Genomic DNA, 15,546 nt, shown 5'->3' with positions numbered 1-15,546 from the left:
AATTTGAAAATTAACAGAATTATTCGCGGTCCGTGAATTCTGAAAATCCTATAATTCTGTAAATTCTGATTCAGACAAAAAAAATCCCGAAAATCAAAAAAATCCCCCCAAATCCCGGTTCAGACAATCTTAAGCGTCATGGTTCACCTCAATCCCAATCTGCTTCAATAACAGCGAAGCATTAAATGTTTTACACTCCCCATGCTTAATCTTATAATCAAACAACATTTCGCCGTTCACTACCTGGATATCGAAGTAAAAATTGCGTACGTAATCAGGGTATTTGGTTTCAAGCTGCGCTATCTGCAAATCATGCGTGGCCACCATACCTACGGCTTTTTTGCTGATTAACTGCTCGATCACCGCTTTTGAGCCGAGGTATTTATCAACCGAGTTGGTGCCACGCAGCATTTCATCAATCAGGAAAAATATTTTAGGGTGATTTTGAACCGCGGTAAGCAGCATCTGCAACCTATCGAGCTCCGCTTTAAAGGTTGATGTGCTTTCGTTCAGTGAATCCTTAATACGCATATAGCTGATAATGGTGATTACCGACACCTGCATGCTTTGCGCGCAAACCGGCGCACCGCTCAGGGCTAATACGGTGTTGATACCGATTGTACGTAAGAATGTGCTTTTGCCGGCCATGTTGGATCCGGTGATGATATCTACCTTAAAGGTATTCTCCAGGTCATAATCATTTTCTATGCGTTTGGCGGGATTGATGAGCGGGTGGGCAATAGCTTTAGCGCTCAAGGTATAACCTTCGCGATCGTCAATAACCGGGAAACACCAGTCGGGGTAATTAACCGCGAGGCTGCTTAAGCTCATCAAAGCTTCAAATTCAGCAATCACGTCAAAAGCGGTTTCAAGGCTTTCCTGGTTTTGGCGTTTCCAGTTTTCGATGGCGATGATCTGGCGGATATCCCACAAAAAAAACAGGTTGAGGGCAAAGCCAACAATAAGGTTAAGGTGATAGTTGAGCTTGTTGATCAGCTCGGCCAGTTCTTTTATTTTGGCTGATGTTTTATTGGTTTTGAGCTGCTGTGCCAATGCGTTGTTGTAGGCAGCCTGCCATTGTTGCTCTTCAATACATTGAAAGGCTTCGGCGTAATTGGTTAATGTACTGCCTATTTTTCCGGCGATCAGATCGGCTTTGCGAATGTAGGCAGCCTTTGAAAATACCATCCCCATATTGAAAAGCCCCACCGCAATTGCAGCCGGTTTCGCAGGGCCATAAAAACAGGCTGCTATCAACAAGGCAGTAAACAGGTAAGGGGCAATTTTGGCATAACTGCTTAGCCATTTTTCGCCCGGCATATTCAAAGGGATACGCAGGTATTTAAACAGGTTTTTAAGCTGATCGGTATCCTGTTTTACGGCGAATACCAGGCGTGTTTGCAGATCAAGTTTCCAGCTGTTTTTGGCGGCTATCTCTTTTACTGCTTCCTGGCGCTGCAGCGCTGTGTTTTTATCAGCCGGAGCATTGAGCCATGCCGCCAGTTTATCGCTGCCGGGTGTGGTGGCTGAACGGTTAATGAGCTGATAGAGGGAGGCTTTGCCGTAAATATCGAGATCGGAAGTGTAAAAATGTTTTTCATCCGCGTAGCGGGCTCCATCTAAGTAAATATTAGCGTGGGTTTGGATACTGGCGATCTCGTTTTCGTTTATGCGCTGCAGGTCATCATAGTATTGTTTTTGTTTTTCGAAACGGCTTTGACGGGCCACCAGCCAGGCAAAAGCAAGCACCAGCAAAACACAGGCTACAGCTATAATGCTGAAGTCATCAAAATGTATGGCGATGGCGATGCTCACCCCAACCATTAAAAAAACGCAGAGGCGAAACAGGGAATAGGTATTGGCCAGTTTTTTATATTTGGAGGCTTCGGCAGCTGCTGCGGCGGCTCGTTGGGTATAGTCGGTTATAATAGTTTGTTCCATTTGCAGATAAAAATCGACCTAAATAAACACATATATTTTAAATAAACGTTTATTTGTTTGAGATATGAAGATCACGTTCCTTACCGTTGGTAAAACCGAAGATGCCTACCTGAAAGAAGGCATAGATAAATATGTAAAGCGCCTGAAACATTATACCAAACTGGAGCTTGCCGAAATTCCCGAGCTAAAAAACACCAAAGCCTTAAGCCCCGAGCAGCAAAAAGCCAAAGAAGCCGAGCTGATCCTGAAAAAAATAACCCCGCTTGATTTTGTGATTTTGATGGATGAAAAGGGAAGCGAGTATACTTCAACGCAATTTGCTGCCTACATTAATAAAAAGGAAGTAACCACCTCGGCAAACCTTGTGTTTATTATTGGCGGGCCTTATGGTTTTGATAATTCGGTTTATCAAAGGGCTAATGATAAGATCTCCCTATCAAAAATGACATTCTCGCACCAGATGGTGAGGTTGTTTTTTGTGGAGCAGCTGTACAGGGCTTATACCATTATGAAAGGTGAGCCGTATCATCATGAATGACCGTTGATTTGTTTGTCTGAACTCGACTTTGGGGGAATTATTAGAATTTTTCGAATTTGCCAGGCATTCTGATAATTCTTTAATTCACCCAAATTCGAGTTCAGACAACATGAACAATCCATGAATCTGCACATTAGCACATCTGCATATCTGCACATCTTTCCCTACCTTTGCTAAATGTCAGCAGGTCACGATCATTCACATTCGCACGGGCATGGGCATCATCATCATGACCATGTGCCCAAGCTGGATCATTTAAATTCGGCTTTTATATGGGGCATTGTGCTTAACTCGGTATTTGTGGTTGTTGAGGCAGCTACGGGTTTCTTTACCCACTCCTTATCGTTGTTAACCGATGCGGGCCACAACCTGAGCGATGTTGCTTCGCTGGCGCTTGCCTTGCTGGCCTTTAAATTATCTAAAGTAAATGCCAACAGCCAATATACTTATGGCTACAAGCGTTCAACCATCATTGTATCGTTTTTTAACGCGGTGATACTGTTTGTGGCGGTGGGTTTTATTATTTACGAGGCCGTGATGCGTTTCATGAATCCCGAAGTGGTCTCGGGCGGAACCATGGCATGGGTGGCTTTTATCGGCATTGCCATTAATGGTTTTACCGCCTGGTTATTTGTAAAAGATAAAGATACCGACCTGAATGTGAAGGGCGCGTATCTGCACATGGCTGTTGATGCCATAGTTTCGCTGGGTGTGGTTTTATCGGGAGTTATCATCTATTTTACTAATCTGTACTGGATTGATAGTTTAGTTAGCCTGATTATCGGTTTTGTGATCCTTCGCGGCACCTGGAGCTTGTTAACAGCCAGCTTACGTTTAGAAATGGACGGCGTACCCGCCGAAATGGACATCGAAAAAATCCGTGCCGAGCTGACGAAATGCGATGGCGTGATTAACGCACACCATATCCACGTTTGGGCTTTAAGCACTACCGAAAACGCCCTTACCGCACATCTGCTTATCAAGCCCGAGGCTATGGCTAAGTTTGATGATATTAAACACGATTTGCGCCACCGCATGGAGCATTTGGAAATCACCCATTGTACTTTTGAGCCTGAGTTTAGCGAAGAGGAATGTAAGCAACCGGAGTGTTTATAACCTTATATTTTATTAAATAGCTTCATTTACCTATATTTATGGTAAGCAATTACCTTAAATGAGCAAAGCGAAAACCAAAACCTTAAACGTGCTTTTTATTATCGCCATTCTGGAGGTAATAGGAATGATAGCATGGCCCGTAATATTGGGCTGGGGGCAATTAATTGGTCCGGCGGGGAAGCTTTTGGCTGCGATATTTGCCCTTCCCTTTGTTTATTACATCATTTTTGCTGGATACCTGAAGGGTTATTACTCAAAGCGGAAGCCCGAAGACCAAAACATAGGTTTGATGGTGTTTTTGAATGTTTTGCCGCTGATTTTCCTGGTTTATATTTTGGATATCTTCTGATATGATAGTATTGAAGGTAAATCAAATTTTCTTGTTACCTTAATAGCCAATTATTTCCTGTTATGAAATCAACCCGAAGAAAATTTATAGCAACTTCTGCAGCTTTAGCGGCAGGCACCGTTTCTGCCTCGGCAATATCATTGAATGCCCAAAAAGAAGAATGGCCGATAGTTCACCACGTATTTTTCTGGCTTAAAAACCCCGGCTCGGTTGAAGACCGGGATAAACTGGTAGCCGGTGTTAAAAGCCTTGCCAAAATTGAAACTGTGCGTAAACTGCGTGTGGGCATTGTAGCCAGTACTGAAAAACGCGAGGTGGTTGATAACTCGTGGGCTGTATCTGAGTTGATGTTTTTTAGCGATCTGGCCGGGCAGGCTACTTATCAAAGTCACCCTATTCACCTTGAGTTTATTAAAAACTGCAGTCACCTTTGGGAAAAGGTTATTGTTTATGATGCGGTGGATGCCTAAGCATTAACAGAAGCTTAATCAAATACATCAAACCAAATCATTAATGTTTGAGTTAATTAATACAGTTAACCAAAACATTAAATGATATGAAAGTTAAACACCTGGCAATTTGCCTTGCCGTTTTGGGCTTCGCATTACATTTAAGCGCCGCTAAAACCAAAAATGGCAGCGCTCATCACAAATCAATAACAGCTGCTCGTGCTGTTGAAGGCTGGTATTTCAGGGCGGTGAGCGGTTATCCGGCAGCCATCTCTTTTGAACCTGTTGTACTGTTTAAAAATGGCGAATATTTTGATGTTGGCGATGAACCCGTTGAAACATTGAATGTAGGCGCTGCTAAAAGCAGTCGACCAAAAGCCTGGGGTACGTGGAAAAAAACAGGTGATACGTTTTATCTTACTAACAACTCCGGCAAAACGCACGATTATAAATTGGGGGCGGGTAACTGGTTCCCGGCTTATCCATATACCGGGGCTATTAAACTGAAAAAAGGTTATGAAAAAGTAAGCGGCGGCGATTACGGAAATGGCACCAACGCCCTGGTCATCAACAAGATCAATTTCATCGATGCTACCCACTTCACCGAAGGCTCAAACGGCGGGGTGATGACACCCGGAGCAACGGCCTGGAAAAAGACAGCCAACGGCGGCACCTATAAAATATACGGTAATACTATCGAGTTGAATTATGGTAGCAAAGTGATTAGGAAATCATTCGCGTTGGGAGCAACCGGTTCTCCTGCGCACGCTACAAATACCATGATTTTTATTGGGGGAGATGCTTATACGGATACGGAGTAAAGCGATTTTGAGAGCTATTTACCTGTCAGAGGTATAATAACACTACGGTCATGTTGAACTCGTTTCAACATCCCACTTGCTAAGCAATTGTGCTAACAATGCGTTTACCTGTCCTGTGGGTTGCCGAAAAAAGTTCGGCATGACGATAGAGAATATGCTAAACAAAAAAAGCCGAATATTATTCGGCTTTTTTTGTTGCTTTTTTAGCTTTTGGCTTTGGTGCGGCTGGCTCTGCTTCCGGCTCAACTGCTACTGCTTCTGCAACCGGTTCCTCTGCTACAGGTGCTGGTGCCTGTGTTGGATCGGCTTCATCAAAAAGTGGCAGCGGTTTCAGGATGTTAAACCAGGTTATTACTTTTTTAATATCTGATGAGTAAACTTTCTCTTCATCATGATCGGGCGCTACTTCGTAAAAGAAGGTGCGTAATGCTTTCCCATCAGCTTTAACATCGGGGATGTTAGCTGCCGATTTCATGCGCTCCAATACATCTGTTAACCTGATGTCGTCATCAACACCAAAAATGGTGATCTCGGCCAAAGCAGCTAATTTAGCTGTTGACAGGTTGGCGATCAGTTTTGTTTTTTGTGCGTCTAAACTTTCCAGTACGTAACCGGTTTTGTTTTGCGCCAATGCTCTCCATAAACCCGGCTTGCCCGATACGGATACTATTCCCTGTAAATTCATGTTTTATGTTGATTGGGTTGATTGGGTGAATGGTTAAGTGGTTAAAACCATTCAACCACTCACATAATCAACCATTCACTTAATCTTCTATAACTTCGATACCCAATATCTTATCGCCCTGACGGATAGCGTCAACAACGTCAACATTTTCAATCACTTTACCAAATACGGTGTGGTTACGATCAAGGTGGGCAGTGTTTGCACGGTTATGGCAAATAAAGAATTGTGAACCACCTGTGTTACGGCCAGCATGTGCCATAGAAAGCACACCACGATCATGGTATTGGTTGTTGCCTGTAAGCTCGCAATCAATTTTGTAACCCGGACCACCGGCACCGGTACCGGTTGGATCGCCACCCTGGATCATGAAATTAGGGATAACGCGGTGAAAGATCACATTATCATAAAAGTTTGATTTTGCTAATTTTTTAAAATTAGCAACGGTATTTGGGGCATCCTGATCGTAAAACTCAACGGTCATGTCGCCTTTTTCGGTTTTGATAATTGCTTTGCTCATTTTATTTGTTTTTTATGAAAACAGTTGGCAAAGGTAATAAATACGAATGAAAGCGGTAAAGGGCTGATTGTAAAAAAAATCGAGGTGATCGCCAACACCGTTTTAACCACAAAGGCTGTATAAACCGAAGATTTATACAGCCTTTGAAAAGTGTGATAATATTTCTGATTAGAAAGAAGTATTCAGCGACACCCCATAAGTACGCGGGTTACCTAAATGCGTTGCGCCAAAATCATAGGCATAATCAATATATTTTTTGTTGGCGATATTGCTTTCCCAGAAAAATAAACCGAACCTTTTGGTACTAACGCCTACACGGGCGTTGAACTTGCTGTAATGCCTTTGTTCAATCTGGTTAGCCAGATCAAAATACTGATCGCCAAGGTAACGCCATTCGCCGCGGGCAATCAGCTTGGTTTTTAGCGGGCCGCCCAGATTATAGCCGTATTGCAGGGCCAGCATACTGGTAATGTTAGGCGTATAAATTTGTTTGTTGCCTTTTAAATTCACCTCTTCGCCGTTGCTGCCTACAACTAAGGTTGTGTAGCGGGCGTGGGTGTAGCCAAAATTACAATCAATTTCAAGGCCTTTTACCGGCGTGGCATTAATTTCGGCCTCAACACCTTTGCTACTTAGTTTACCCGCGTTTTTGGTGATTGTGATGGCATCAGGCAATATCAAGGTTGGCACCTGAGCATCAGTTACACGGGTATAAAACGCGGTTAAGTTCACGCGCAGGCGATTATCCAGGAAATCATTCTTCGAACCGATCTCATAATTGTTGCTGTACTCCGGTTTAAACGAATATAATGGCGGCGTTGATACTGGATCAGAACCTAACTCCGTAATGCCCCCGGCACGAAAGCCCCGGCTGTAAGAAGCAAAAAGGTTATTGTGTGCCGATAGATGATAGGCTAAACTCAGCTTTGGTGTAAAGGCTTTGTAATGCGCTGTTGACGATGTATCCGAGCGGGTAACGATAGCATCGGCCCCATCGGGCTGAAATTCGCCCAGGATGCTTTCTTTTTTATGCTCGTAATCGTAACGTAAACCGGCGGTGATATCAAACTGTTCGGTAACAGCATAGGTAGCCTGGCCGTAAACGGCTATGCCGTAGTTCCTGTCGGTATTGGTGTTGATGCTGGTAAAGTTGGTCATAGGCGAGCCAACAGCAGCTGCGTCTGCACCGAAGTAGGTACCCTGGCGGTTAGGGGCGTAGTGGTAAAAGCCATAAGTACCGGCAGCCCATTTCAGTTTTGAAGTTGATGAGGCAGGCGAGGTAAACCTAAACTCCTGGATGGTGGTTTTTACTTTATTCCATTTGTCGCCGTAGTTGTTTACGATAGATACCGCATCGATAGGCGAAAAGTCGCCATCAATAGGTGTGCTATAGTAACGGTTATTAACCTGGTAAGAGGTTTGCGAAGTAAAGTTAAAATCGCTGCCGCTGTAATTAGCCGTTAATGACGATTGGAAGGTATTATCGATCATCCGGGTAGTAGCGTTCTGGTTAACCTGGAAAGGGTGTTCCAATGCTTCATCGGGTGAACCTGCCAGCGTGAAAGCGCCGTTATTGCGGTTATTGTAATTTTTTACGTTGAGGGTGAAAGCCAGTTTTGAAGTAGCTAAAAACTTAAGGTAATAGTTACCTAAAAAGAAGTGCTGCTTATCAAAATGGGTATTGTTAAACGTGTTGGTATAAAAACCATTAAAACCCGAATAAATCCCGGCAACACCTAAATACAATTTATCTTTTACCAGAGGCGCTTTGATTCCTAAGGTATAACGCTGCTGGTTAAAATTGCCGATATCGATACCTGCAAAACCGCTTACTGCGTTTGATGGCTGTTTGGTGATCACATTAATAACGCCGCCGGTAGCATTACGGCCATACAATGTTCCCTGCGGACCACGTAAAACCTCTATCCTATCCACATCTAAAAGCGCCGGGATGTAGGTATCCAAACCGTACTGGTTAACCCCATCAATATAAGTTGCCACGGCAGGATCGTACGAGGTAGTAACTATACCACGCATACCGGTAACTGTACGGCCATCGCCCGGAGCACCGGAGTTTAAGTTAGGTACAATGGCAGTAAGATCCTTCAAATCCCAAAGGCGGTAATTCTGAATTTGCCTGGCCGATAGGGTGGAGATGCTGAATGGTACCCGCTGTGCCTGCTCTTCAACTTTTTGGGCAGATACCGTAACCTCATCTAACTGGTTACCGGCATCATTAAGCTGGAAAGTTATGGGGCGTGCCGTGCCTATCATATTTACCGGGATATTTTTGGCAGCATAACCCACCGCGCTGATATGCAGGGTGTATTTACCGGTGCTGATATGGCGCAATGTAAAATTACCGTTTTTATCGGCGCTGGTGCTGTAATTGGTATTAAGCAGGTAAACCGTTGCCCCGGCTATGGGTTGGCCATGAATGTCGGTAACGGTGCCCGGTAAATCGCCCGTAGTTTGGCTTTGGGCTTTGAGGGCGGTGATCAGTAAAAGTAAAAAAGTAAATAATTTACGCATAAAATAGGTGTGGTTTAATGTGTACAATTAACACATCGTAATCGATTGCCCAATAATAGCAAATGCCTTACAATTAACACCTATCCCGCATAAATATTACTTAAAATTTTATCGTTTGATGATGAATGAAGTTAAAGAAGGTTAATCCTGTTATTCATTCAGCATAAATTTATCCACCCCGTCTGCCGGTTGCCATTTATCGCCCGGCTCAAAATAATGCCATAACAATGCCGATACTTTTTTAATGAGCAGCCCGGCTTCGTTATTGGGCGTCCAACTGGTATCAGTATTATGATTGGTAATTACTGAAAACACATAATCGCCATGCGGCGCGTTCACCAAAACCGTTTCGGAGCGCGATTCATCAACAGCACCCTGCTTGGATATCGTATGCACATACGGCGGAATTTGTGATAACGCATGCTCGTCCCAATAAATACGACCCATGTTGCGGTACATGCGTTCGCTGGCGGCGGCGCTCACGGCCTTACCCTCACGGATCATGGTAAACAAACGGCACATCTCGCGCGGGGTGCTCACGCCCCAGCCATAAATTTTACGGACAGCTTCCCTACCTGCAACCCGCGAGTTTACCCGCATTACCTTAAAACCGTTTTGATCGAGCCAGTTGTTAATGTACTGGCCGCCAACCAGTTTTTGCAACCACAGGCTGGCGGTATTATCGCTCATGGTAATCATCAGCATGGCCACTTTACTTAGCTGCACGGTATCTTTATCTTTAAATGAGCCCAACAGGTCTTCGCCTGCATACAGTAATGAATCGCGGTAAACCAGTTTTTGGTTGTATTGCAGTTCACCTTTTTCAATTTTATCCATTACGCCGCATTGGATGCTTACTTTAATCATGCTGGCGGTCGGAAAAAGGGTATCCGCATTGATCTCCACGGTTTTGCCGGTTTTGAGGTTTTGTACGTAGATGCCGACCTGCCCATGGAAGCCCTTAACAACATCCTGTAATTTGACTGCGAGCTTGTTATCGGTTTGTGAAAAAGCTGCGGCCGACAGCAATAGCAACAGGAAAGTGAGTGTTTGTTTTATCATGGCGGATGATCTTAAAAAAATGAAAATAATCATTTTATCATAAAAGACAATTCATTCGCGACGAGCTTAAACCAATGAGTTTATATTCGCACCATATCTGTTATACATGAACCAGTTTGTTGATATCACCAACCGCCGGGTACTATACCGCATGCTGCTGATGCTCGATCCATTAGCCCAGCCGCTTTGGGGAAAAATGAAACCCCAGCAAATGATCGAACATCTTATCGACCAGGTGCAGTACACCAACGGCACCAAAATACCAAGCTGGGATGGCCCGCACGAAAATACAGAAGGCCGCAAGCAAAGGGGCATTTATACCGATTCTGAAATTCCGCATAACATAGTTTTAGAACAACTACCCGATGCCTTAACCTATCCCGACCTGGAAACAGCCATTAACCAGCTCATGAAAGAGCTGGACGCGTTCGACAGGTATTTTACTACCAATGATGTTAAAGTTATTCACGGTGGTTTCGGCCCCTTAAATTATTATGAGTGGATCATTTGGCATGGTAAGCATTTTACGCATCATTTAAAGCAGTTTGGGGTGGTTATGTGATGATGTTGCGTTAAATATTTTGTAAATTTGAGTATGGCAGATGAAAAAAAAGACGTTCACAACGCCGCAAGTACAAAAGCCGATGATTTAGCAGAACTAAAGGCATTTCTACTCGCAGCACCTGTTTTTTCAGCTGATCAAATTGCTGCCATAAAACAAGCCCGTAGGGAGATTAATAAATAGCGAACTAAAAAAAACATCATGGACATCCAAAAAGTAATAAATATAGATCCGGATATCTTAGGAGGAAAGCCGGTTTTTGTAGGCACGCGTGTGCCGGTCGATACTCTTTTTGATCACCTCGAAGCGGGGGTATCACTTGATGAATTTCTTGATGATTTTCCATCGGTAAAAAAAGAACAAGCTATCGGCTTATTGGATATCGCCAGCAAACTTATGTCTTCAAAAGATATTACCAAACTTTATGAAGCTGTTGCTTGATGAAAATCTGCCTAAAAAGTTAAAAACTGATTTTCCTGAACATGAGATTTATACCGTTACCGACAAAGGTTGGAACGGTGTAAAGAATGGCGAACTGTTAAAACTCCTTCTAAAAGAAAACTTCGATGCGCTGTTAACTTTTGATAAAAATCTACAGCATCAACAAAATTTTAACAAATACACTATCGCTGTATTTGTGTTAATTGCTCCAATTAATACCCACGCCGTATTGGTTAAACTTGTACCACAAATAAAAGATCATCTGAAAAAAGGCATCCCCGCTGGCCCAACTATCATTAGCTTATAACACCTATCTTTACAGGCTAATAATATGAAATACCTCCGCCGGCTTTTACTCCCTTTTTCCCTGCTGTACGGTCTTGTTGTGCTTATCCGCAACCGGTTTTACGATAAGGGAATATTTAAAAGCACCGGCTTCGATATGCCAATCATCGTAGTAGGCAACCTTGATGTAGGCGGTGCGGGCAAAAGCCCCATGACCGAGTATCTCATCCGGTTATTAAAATCATCCCACAAAATAGCCACCCTAAGCCGAGGCTACGGCCGATCAACCAAAGGTTTTTTAATGGCATCGACACAAAGCAAAGCGTCAGATATCGGCGACGAGCCGGCTCAGTTCAAACACAAATTTCCGAATGTTGATGTGGCTGTTTGTGAAAAGCGGGTTAATGGCGTTGAACAACTAAAGGATAATCATGAAGTTATTATTTTAGATGATGCCTACCAGCACCGCGCGCTTAAACCCGGACTAAGCATTTTACTTTTTGATTACAGCCGGGTTAACGAACCGCATTGGCTGCTGCCGGCCGGTAACCTGCGCGAACCTTTTGCCGGGCGTAAAAGGGCCGATGCAATCATCATCAGCAAATGTCCCTCAGCACTTACCGATCTGGAGCAGGGGCGGGTTATTAAACGCATCAGGCCGTACCCGCATCAATCGTTATTTTTTACATCGATAACTTACCTGCCGCTGCAAAACATGGCGGGTCAAATCATCAATGAAACAATTGATGATGCAACAACGGTATTCCTGCTAACCGGCATTGCCAATCCGGCACCTTTATTGGCGCACCTGAAAAAGCAAACAAGGCACATCATCCATCACAATTATCCGGATCATCACCGCTTTAGCTTAAAAAATATCAGTAAACTTGCCGATGAATTTGCGGCCTGCCCTGCACAAAAAAAAGTGATCATCACAACAGAAAAGGATGCACAGCGTTTAGGGGAACAGGACCTGCTTGCCGAAGTGAAAAAACTACCCGTTTGGGTGCTGCCAATAGGCATCAGTTTTTTAAACAAGGGGCAACAACAATTTGACGGACTAATACAAAACTATGTTAGACAATATTGAAGGCACCGCCCGGTACATCAAAAACCGTATCGGCGATTTTGAACCCGAAGTGGGTATAATTCTTGGTACCGGCCTGGGTGGCCTGGTAAAGGAAATTGAGGTAGAAAAACAGCTGATGTATTCAAACATACCTGATTTTCCTATCTCTACCTTAGAGTTCCATTCGGGTAAACTTATTTTTGGTACACTGGCCGGTAAAAAGGTGGTGGCCATGCAGGGCCGTTTGCATTATTACGAGGGCTACAATATGCAGCAGATCACCTTCCCGGTTAGGGTGATGAAATACCTGGGCATTAAAACCCTGTACGTATCAAACGCCAGCGGATCATTAAACCCGGAGTTTAAAAAAGGCGATCTGATGATCATCGAAGATCATATTAACCTACAGCCGCAAAACCCGCTGGTGGGGCGCAATTATGAAGAGCTTGGTCCGCGGTTTCCGGATATGAGCGAGCCTTACCGTCATGATATGATTGAAAAAGGTTTATCTATCGCACAAAAAAATAATATTACCTGCCACAAAGGCGTTTACGTTGCGGTAACCGGCCCTAATTTAGAAACCCGTGCCGAATACAAATACCTGCGCATTATTGGCGGCGATGCGGTAGGCATGAGCACCGTGCCCGAAGTGATTGTGGCCAACCACATGGGCATCCCGGTATTTGCCATTTCGGTATTAACCGACGAGGGCTTTCCTGAAGTATTGAAGCCGATAACGCTTGAAGAGATTATTGCCATAGCGCAGGAAGCCGAACCAAAAATGACCCAGATACTTAAAGAACTGATAGCCGGTAATTAATGCTTCAAAAGCTCAGATACTTTTTTTTATTGCTGATGTGCCTTTCGGTACAATCGGTTTTTGCGCAGTATAATAACCGCCAAAACCCGCGCAACCTGCCCACGCGCGATACCGCCCGCCGCCAGGAAAAGCAACTAACCGACGACCAGCTGCTGGATAGCCTTCGCCGTAAAGAGGAAAACAAAAAAGATTCGGTGGTATTCAGCTCCAAATTTGTACGCATAACCAACGAACGCCTGCTTAACGACAGCACGCAAATGTTTCCGCTGGATACCGGTATCACCCATTTTGAAATCTACAGCCCGCTTATTGATCCCCGCAGCCCCCGCATTCACCTGGGTAATGTTGGCTTGGCACAGCGGCCTTTATTGTTCGAACCTAATAAAACCATTGGGTTTGATCTCGGTTTACATTCGCTGGATATTTATGCCCTGAAACCTCAGGATATCAGTTACTTTAATACCAGGGTGCCTTATACCAAGCTTACCTTGTATAACGCATTCGGCGGCTCGTCGGTACAGTTGTTTAACGTTTTGCATACGCAAAATATCAAACCCAACTGGAACATCGGCTTCAATCTTAACTTTAACGGCTCGAAGGGGTTTTACAGTTTTAATAACGTACTGGGCCAAAATGTGAGCGATTTGAATGCCTCCATCTTTACCTGGTACGAATCAAAAAACAAGCGCTACAACCTGCTGGCCAACCTGCTGTTCAACAACCTGAAAGCGCCGGAAACCGGCGGCATTCTTAACGATACCGTTTTTACATCAAAAGTTGTAAGTAATTCATTCTCGAAAGACAGGGCGCAGGTGCGCCTGCCCTACAGCTACGAAAACTGGAATGAACAGGGCCTTTACATTAAACAGTTTTACTACCTGGGCCGGATTGACAGCCTAAGTAAAGGAAAAACTGATTCGAAAATTTTGCCCACCCAGCGCGTGGCCCACACCCTGCATATTCAAAACAGCAGATACCTATACAAGCAAAGCGGTGTGGATACCTATAATGTTTTTCCCGATTACTTTTACAGCAGCAACCGCTCGCGCGATTCAACAACGGTAACGCATATCCAGAACGAATTTTCGTACAGTTTTTATCTCCGCAGCAAATCTGTAAAGTTTGTTAAAAACGAACTGAAGTTAGATTTGGGCCTGGTGCATGATTTTTATACCTACAACCAGTATGTAAGCGATACCACCATGAACGAGTATGGTGTGAAGTATGTGCACCAGGATAGGGTACAGCACAATACATTTCAGGATATTACCCTGAAAGCTAAACTGGGCTACCGCTTTAGCGACAGGATTGCCCTTGATGCCGATTTCAGGCAGATTGCCCAGGGGCGCGATTTTGGCAACTATTTTTATGATGCCAAACTAACCCTTGCCGGCGGAAATAAAACAGGCAAAATTGTTTTGGAGGCTTACTCACAAAACAGCTCGCCGCCATTGGTTTACAACAACTGGATCTCGAACCACTACGTTTTTCATAACAATTTCAGCAACCAGAAAACCACCAGCGCATCATTCAATTATATTAACGATGCCTTGCAGATTGATTTAAAGGCCGAGTACTTTTTGGTTAATAACTACCTGTACTTTGCGGCCCAGCCCGGCGGTACCGATGCGCGTCCGGCGCAGCTAAATAACTCCATCAACCTGCTTAAAATAAGTTTGGGTAAAAACTTCACTTACCACAGTCTGCATTTTGATAACTATGTGGTATATCAAAAAACAGATTATCAAAACACCCTGCGCACGCCCGAAGTTTATGCCTACAGCAGCTTGTACCTTAACCGTTTGCTGTTTAATGTACTGCACTCAAGCTTTGGTGTAAACGGAAGATATAATACCGAATATGTGGCACCATCGTTCGCGCCCGGATTAGGCCAGTTTTATAACGGTGCTAATGTTACATTTTCATCATACCCTATATTTGGCCTTTTCTTTAAGGCCACGCTGCAGCGCACCAACCTGTTTGTATCGTACGATTATGTTAACCAGGGTGCCTGGAGTAAAGGTTATTACACCGTTAATCGCTACCCACAGCAGGACGCCGTGTTAAAATTTGGCGTAGCCTGGACGTTTTATAATTGATACAATGAGAGTTGTCTGAATCAGAATTTACAGAATTTTAGAATGTACAGAATGTAATCGTAAGAAAGGTGTTTGGGAAAAGATACATTTCGCTAAATCTAAAATTCTGCAAATTCTGATTTAGACAAAATCCGAAATCTAAAATCCACTCTCGAAATCAAAGGGACAGGTATTCTGCTAATTCTCAAATTCTGTAAATTCTGATTCAGACAAAATCCGAAATCAAAAATCCGCTCTCGAAATCAAAGGGACAGGTATCC

At 43.9% G+C, this 15,546-nt stretch carries 17 protein-coding genes; 12 read left to right on the top strand and 5 right to left on the bottom strand.

The window, feature by feature from the left end; all coding sequences use genetic code 11:
- Positions 1 to 129 precede the first annotated feature (129 nt).
- Positions 130 to 1,941, bottom strand: coding sequence for a MutS-related protein (locus HYN43_RS28485; RefSeq protein WP_119407220.1), 1,812 nt, complete (start codon positions 1,939 to 1,941; stop codon positions 130 to 132).
- Positions 1,942 to 2,005: 64 nt separating this feature from the next.
- On the opposite strand from HYN43_RS28485, the gene rlmH reads away from it, so the two are divergent.
- From rlmH to HYN43_RS28460, 5 genes are all read left to right on the top strand, one after another.
- Positions 2,006 to 2,479: a 23S rRNA (pseudouridine(1915)-N(3))-methyltransferase RlmH gene (gene rlmH / locus HYN43_RS28480; protein WP_119407219.1), complete on the top strand. Its 474-nt coding sequence runs from the start codon at positions 2,006 to 2,008 to the stop codon at positions 2,477 to 2,479.
- A gap of 177 nt (positions 2,480 to 2,656) precedes the next feature.
- Positions 2,657 to 3,595, top strand: a complete 939-nt coding sequence (locus HYN43_RS28475; protein WP_119407218.1) for a cation diffusion facilitator family transporter — start codon at positions 2,657 to 2,659, stop codon at positions 3,593 to 3,595.
- 58 nt (positions 3,596 to 3,653) lie between these two features.
- On the top strand, positions 3,654 to 3,944 hold the full coding sequence (locus HYN43_RS28470) for a hypothetical protein (RefSeq protein ID WP_119407217.1): 291 nt from the start codon (positions 3,654 to 3,656) through the stop codon (positions 3,942 to 3,944).
- Between the two features lie 62 nt (positions 3,945 to 4,006).
- The gene (locus tag HYN43_RS28465; RefSeq protein ID WP_119407216.1) at positions 4,007 to 4,414 is read left to right on the top strand and encodes a Dabb family protein; all 408 of its coding nucleotides are present in this window, start codon (positions 4,007 to 4,009) and stop codon (positions 4,412 to 4,414) included.
- Between the two features lie 86 nt (positions 4,415 to 4,500).
- Complete coding sequence (locus HYN43_RS28460; protein ID WP_119407215.1) at positions 4,501 to 5,214, top strand: hypothetical protein; 714 nt, start codon at positions 4,501 to 4,503, stop codon at positions 5,212 to 5,214.
- Positions 5,215 to 5,392: 178 nt separating this feature from the next.
- Here HYN43_RS28460 and HYN43_RS28455 read toward each other — a convergent pair whose 3' ends face one another.
- The 4 genes from HYN43_RS28455 to HYN43_RS28440 form a co-directional block, all read right to left on the bottom strand.
- Positions 5,393 to 5,899, bottom strand: a complete 507-nt coding sequence (locus HYN43_RS28455; RefSeq protein ID WP_119407214.1) for a DUF5606 family protein — start codon at positions 5,897 to 5,899, stop codon at positions 5,393 to 5,395.
- A gap of 79 nt (positions 5,900 to 5,978) precedes the next feature.
- Positions 5,979 to 6,416 (bottom strand): peptidylprolyl isomerase, encoded by a 438-nt coding sequence (locus HYN43_RS28450; protein WP_119407213.1) that lies wholly within the window; start codon positions 6,414 to 6,416, stop codon positions 5,979 to 5,981.
- A 168-nt stretch (positions 6,417 to 6,584) separates the two neighbouring features.
- Positions 6,585 to 8,948 (bottom strand): TonB-dependent receptor, encoded by a 2,364-nt coding sequence (locus tag HYN43_RS28445; protein WP_162996667.1) that lies wholly within the window; start codon positions 8,946 to 8,948, stop codon positions 6,585 to 6,587.
- 150 nt (positions 8,949 to 9,098) lie between these two features.
- Positions 9,099 to 10,010, bottom strand: a complete 912-nt coding sequence (locus HYN43_RS28440; RefSeq protein WP_119409167.1) for a serine hydrolase — start codon at positions 10,008 to 10,010, stop codon at positions 9,099 to 9,101.
- A gap of 106 nt (positions 10,011 to 10,116) precedes the next feature.
- On the opposite strand from HYN43_RS28440, the gene HYN43_RS28435 reads away from it, so the two are divergent.
- Genes HYN43_RS28435 through HYN43_RS28410 form a run of 7 tightly spaced genes read left to right on the top strand, consistent with a single transcriptional unit; the run spans position 10,117 to position 15,286 of the window.
- The gene (locus HYN43_RS28435; protein WP_119407211.1) at positions 10,117 to 10,572 is read left to right on the top strand and encodes a hypothetical protein; all 456 of its coding nucleotides are present in this window, start codon (positions 10,117 to 10,119) and stop codon (positions 10,570 to 10,572) included.
- Between the two features lie 33 nt (positions 10,573 to 10,605).
- On the top strand, positions 10,606 to 10,755 hold the full coding sequence (locus tag HYN43_RS30555) for a hypothetical protein (protein WP_162996666.1): 150 nt from the start codon (positions 10,606 to 10,608) through the stop codon (positions 10,753 to 10,755).
- 18 nt (positions 10,756 to 10,773) lie between these two features.
- A complete protein-coding gene (locus HYN43_RS28430; RefSeq protein WP_119407210.1) occupies positions 10,774 to 11,013 on the top strand; it encodes a DUF433 domain-containing protein in 240 nt (79 codons plus the stop codon).
- A complete protein-coding gene (locus tag HYN43_RS28425) occupies positions 10,997 to 11,320 on the top strand; it encodes a DUF5615 family PIN-like protein (protein WP_119407209.1) in 324 nt (107 codons plus the stop codon). Before HYN43_RS28430 ends, HYN43_RS28425 begins: the two co-directional genes overlap by 17 nt.
- Positions 11,321 to 11,344: 24 nt before the next feature.
- On the top strand, positions 11,345 to 12,388 hold the full coding sequence (gene lpxK / locus HYN43_RS28420) for a tetraacyldisaccharide 4'-kinase (RefSeq protein ID WP_119407208.1): 1,044 nt from the start codon (positions 11,345 to 11,347) through the stop codon (positions 12,386 to 12,388).
- A complete protein-coding gene (locus HYN43_RS28415) occupies positions 12,372 to 13,187 on the top strand; it encodes a purine-nucleoside phosphorylase (RefSeq protein ID WP_119407207.1) in 816 nt (271 codons plus the stop codon). The genes lpxK and HYN43_RS28415 overlap by 17 nt, the downstream gene beginning before the upstream one ends.
- Positions 13,187 to 15,286 (top strand): putative porin, encoded by a 2,100-nt coding sequence (locus HYN43_RS28410; RefSeq protein ID WP_245447062.1) that lies wholly within the window; start codon positions 13,187 to 13,189, stop codon positions 15,284 to 15,286. Before HYN43_RS28415 ends, HYN43_RS28410 begins: the two co-directional genes overlap by 1 nt.
- Positions 15,287 to 15,546 lie beyond the last annotated feature (260 nt).

The organism is Mucilaginibacter celer, from assembly GCF_003576455.2.
Taxonomy (GTDB): domain Bacteria; phylum Bacteroidota; class Bacteroidia; order Sphingobacteriales; family Sphingobacteriaceae; genus Mucilaginibacter; species Mucilaginibacter celer.
Note: the sequence above shows the minus strand (reverse complement) of the source record. Positions and strands in the feature narration are given on the sequence as shown.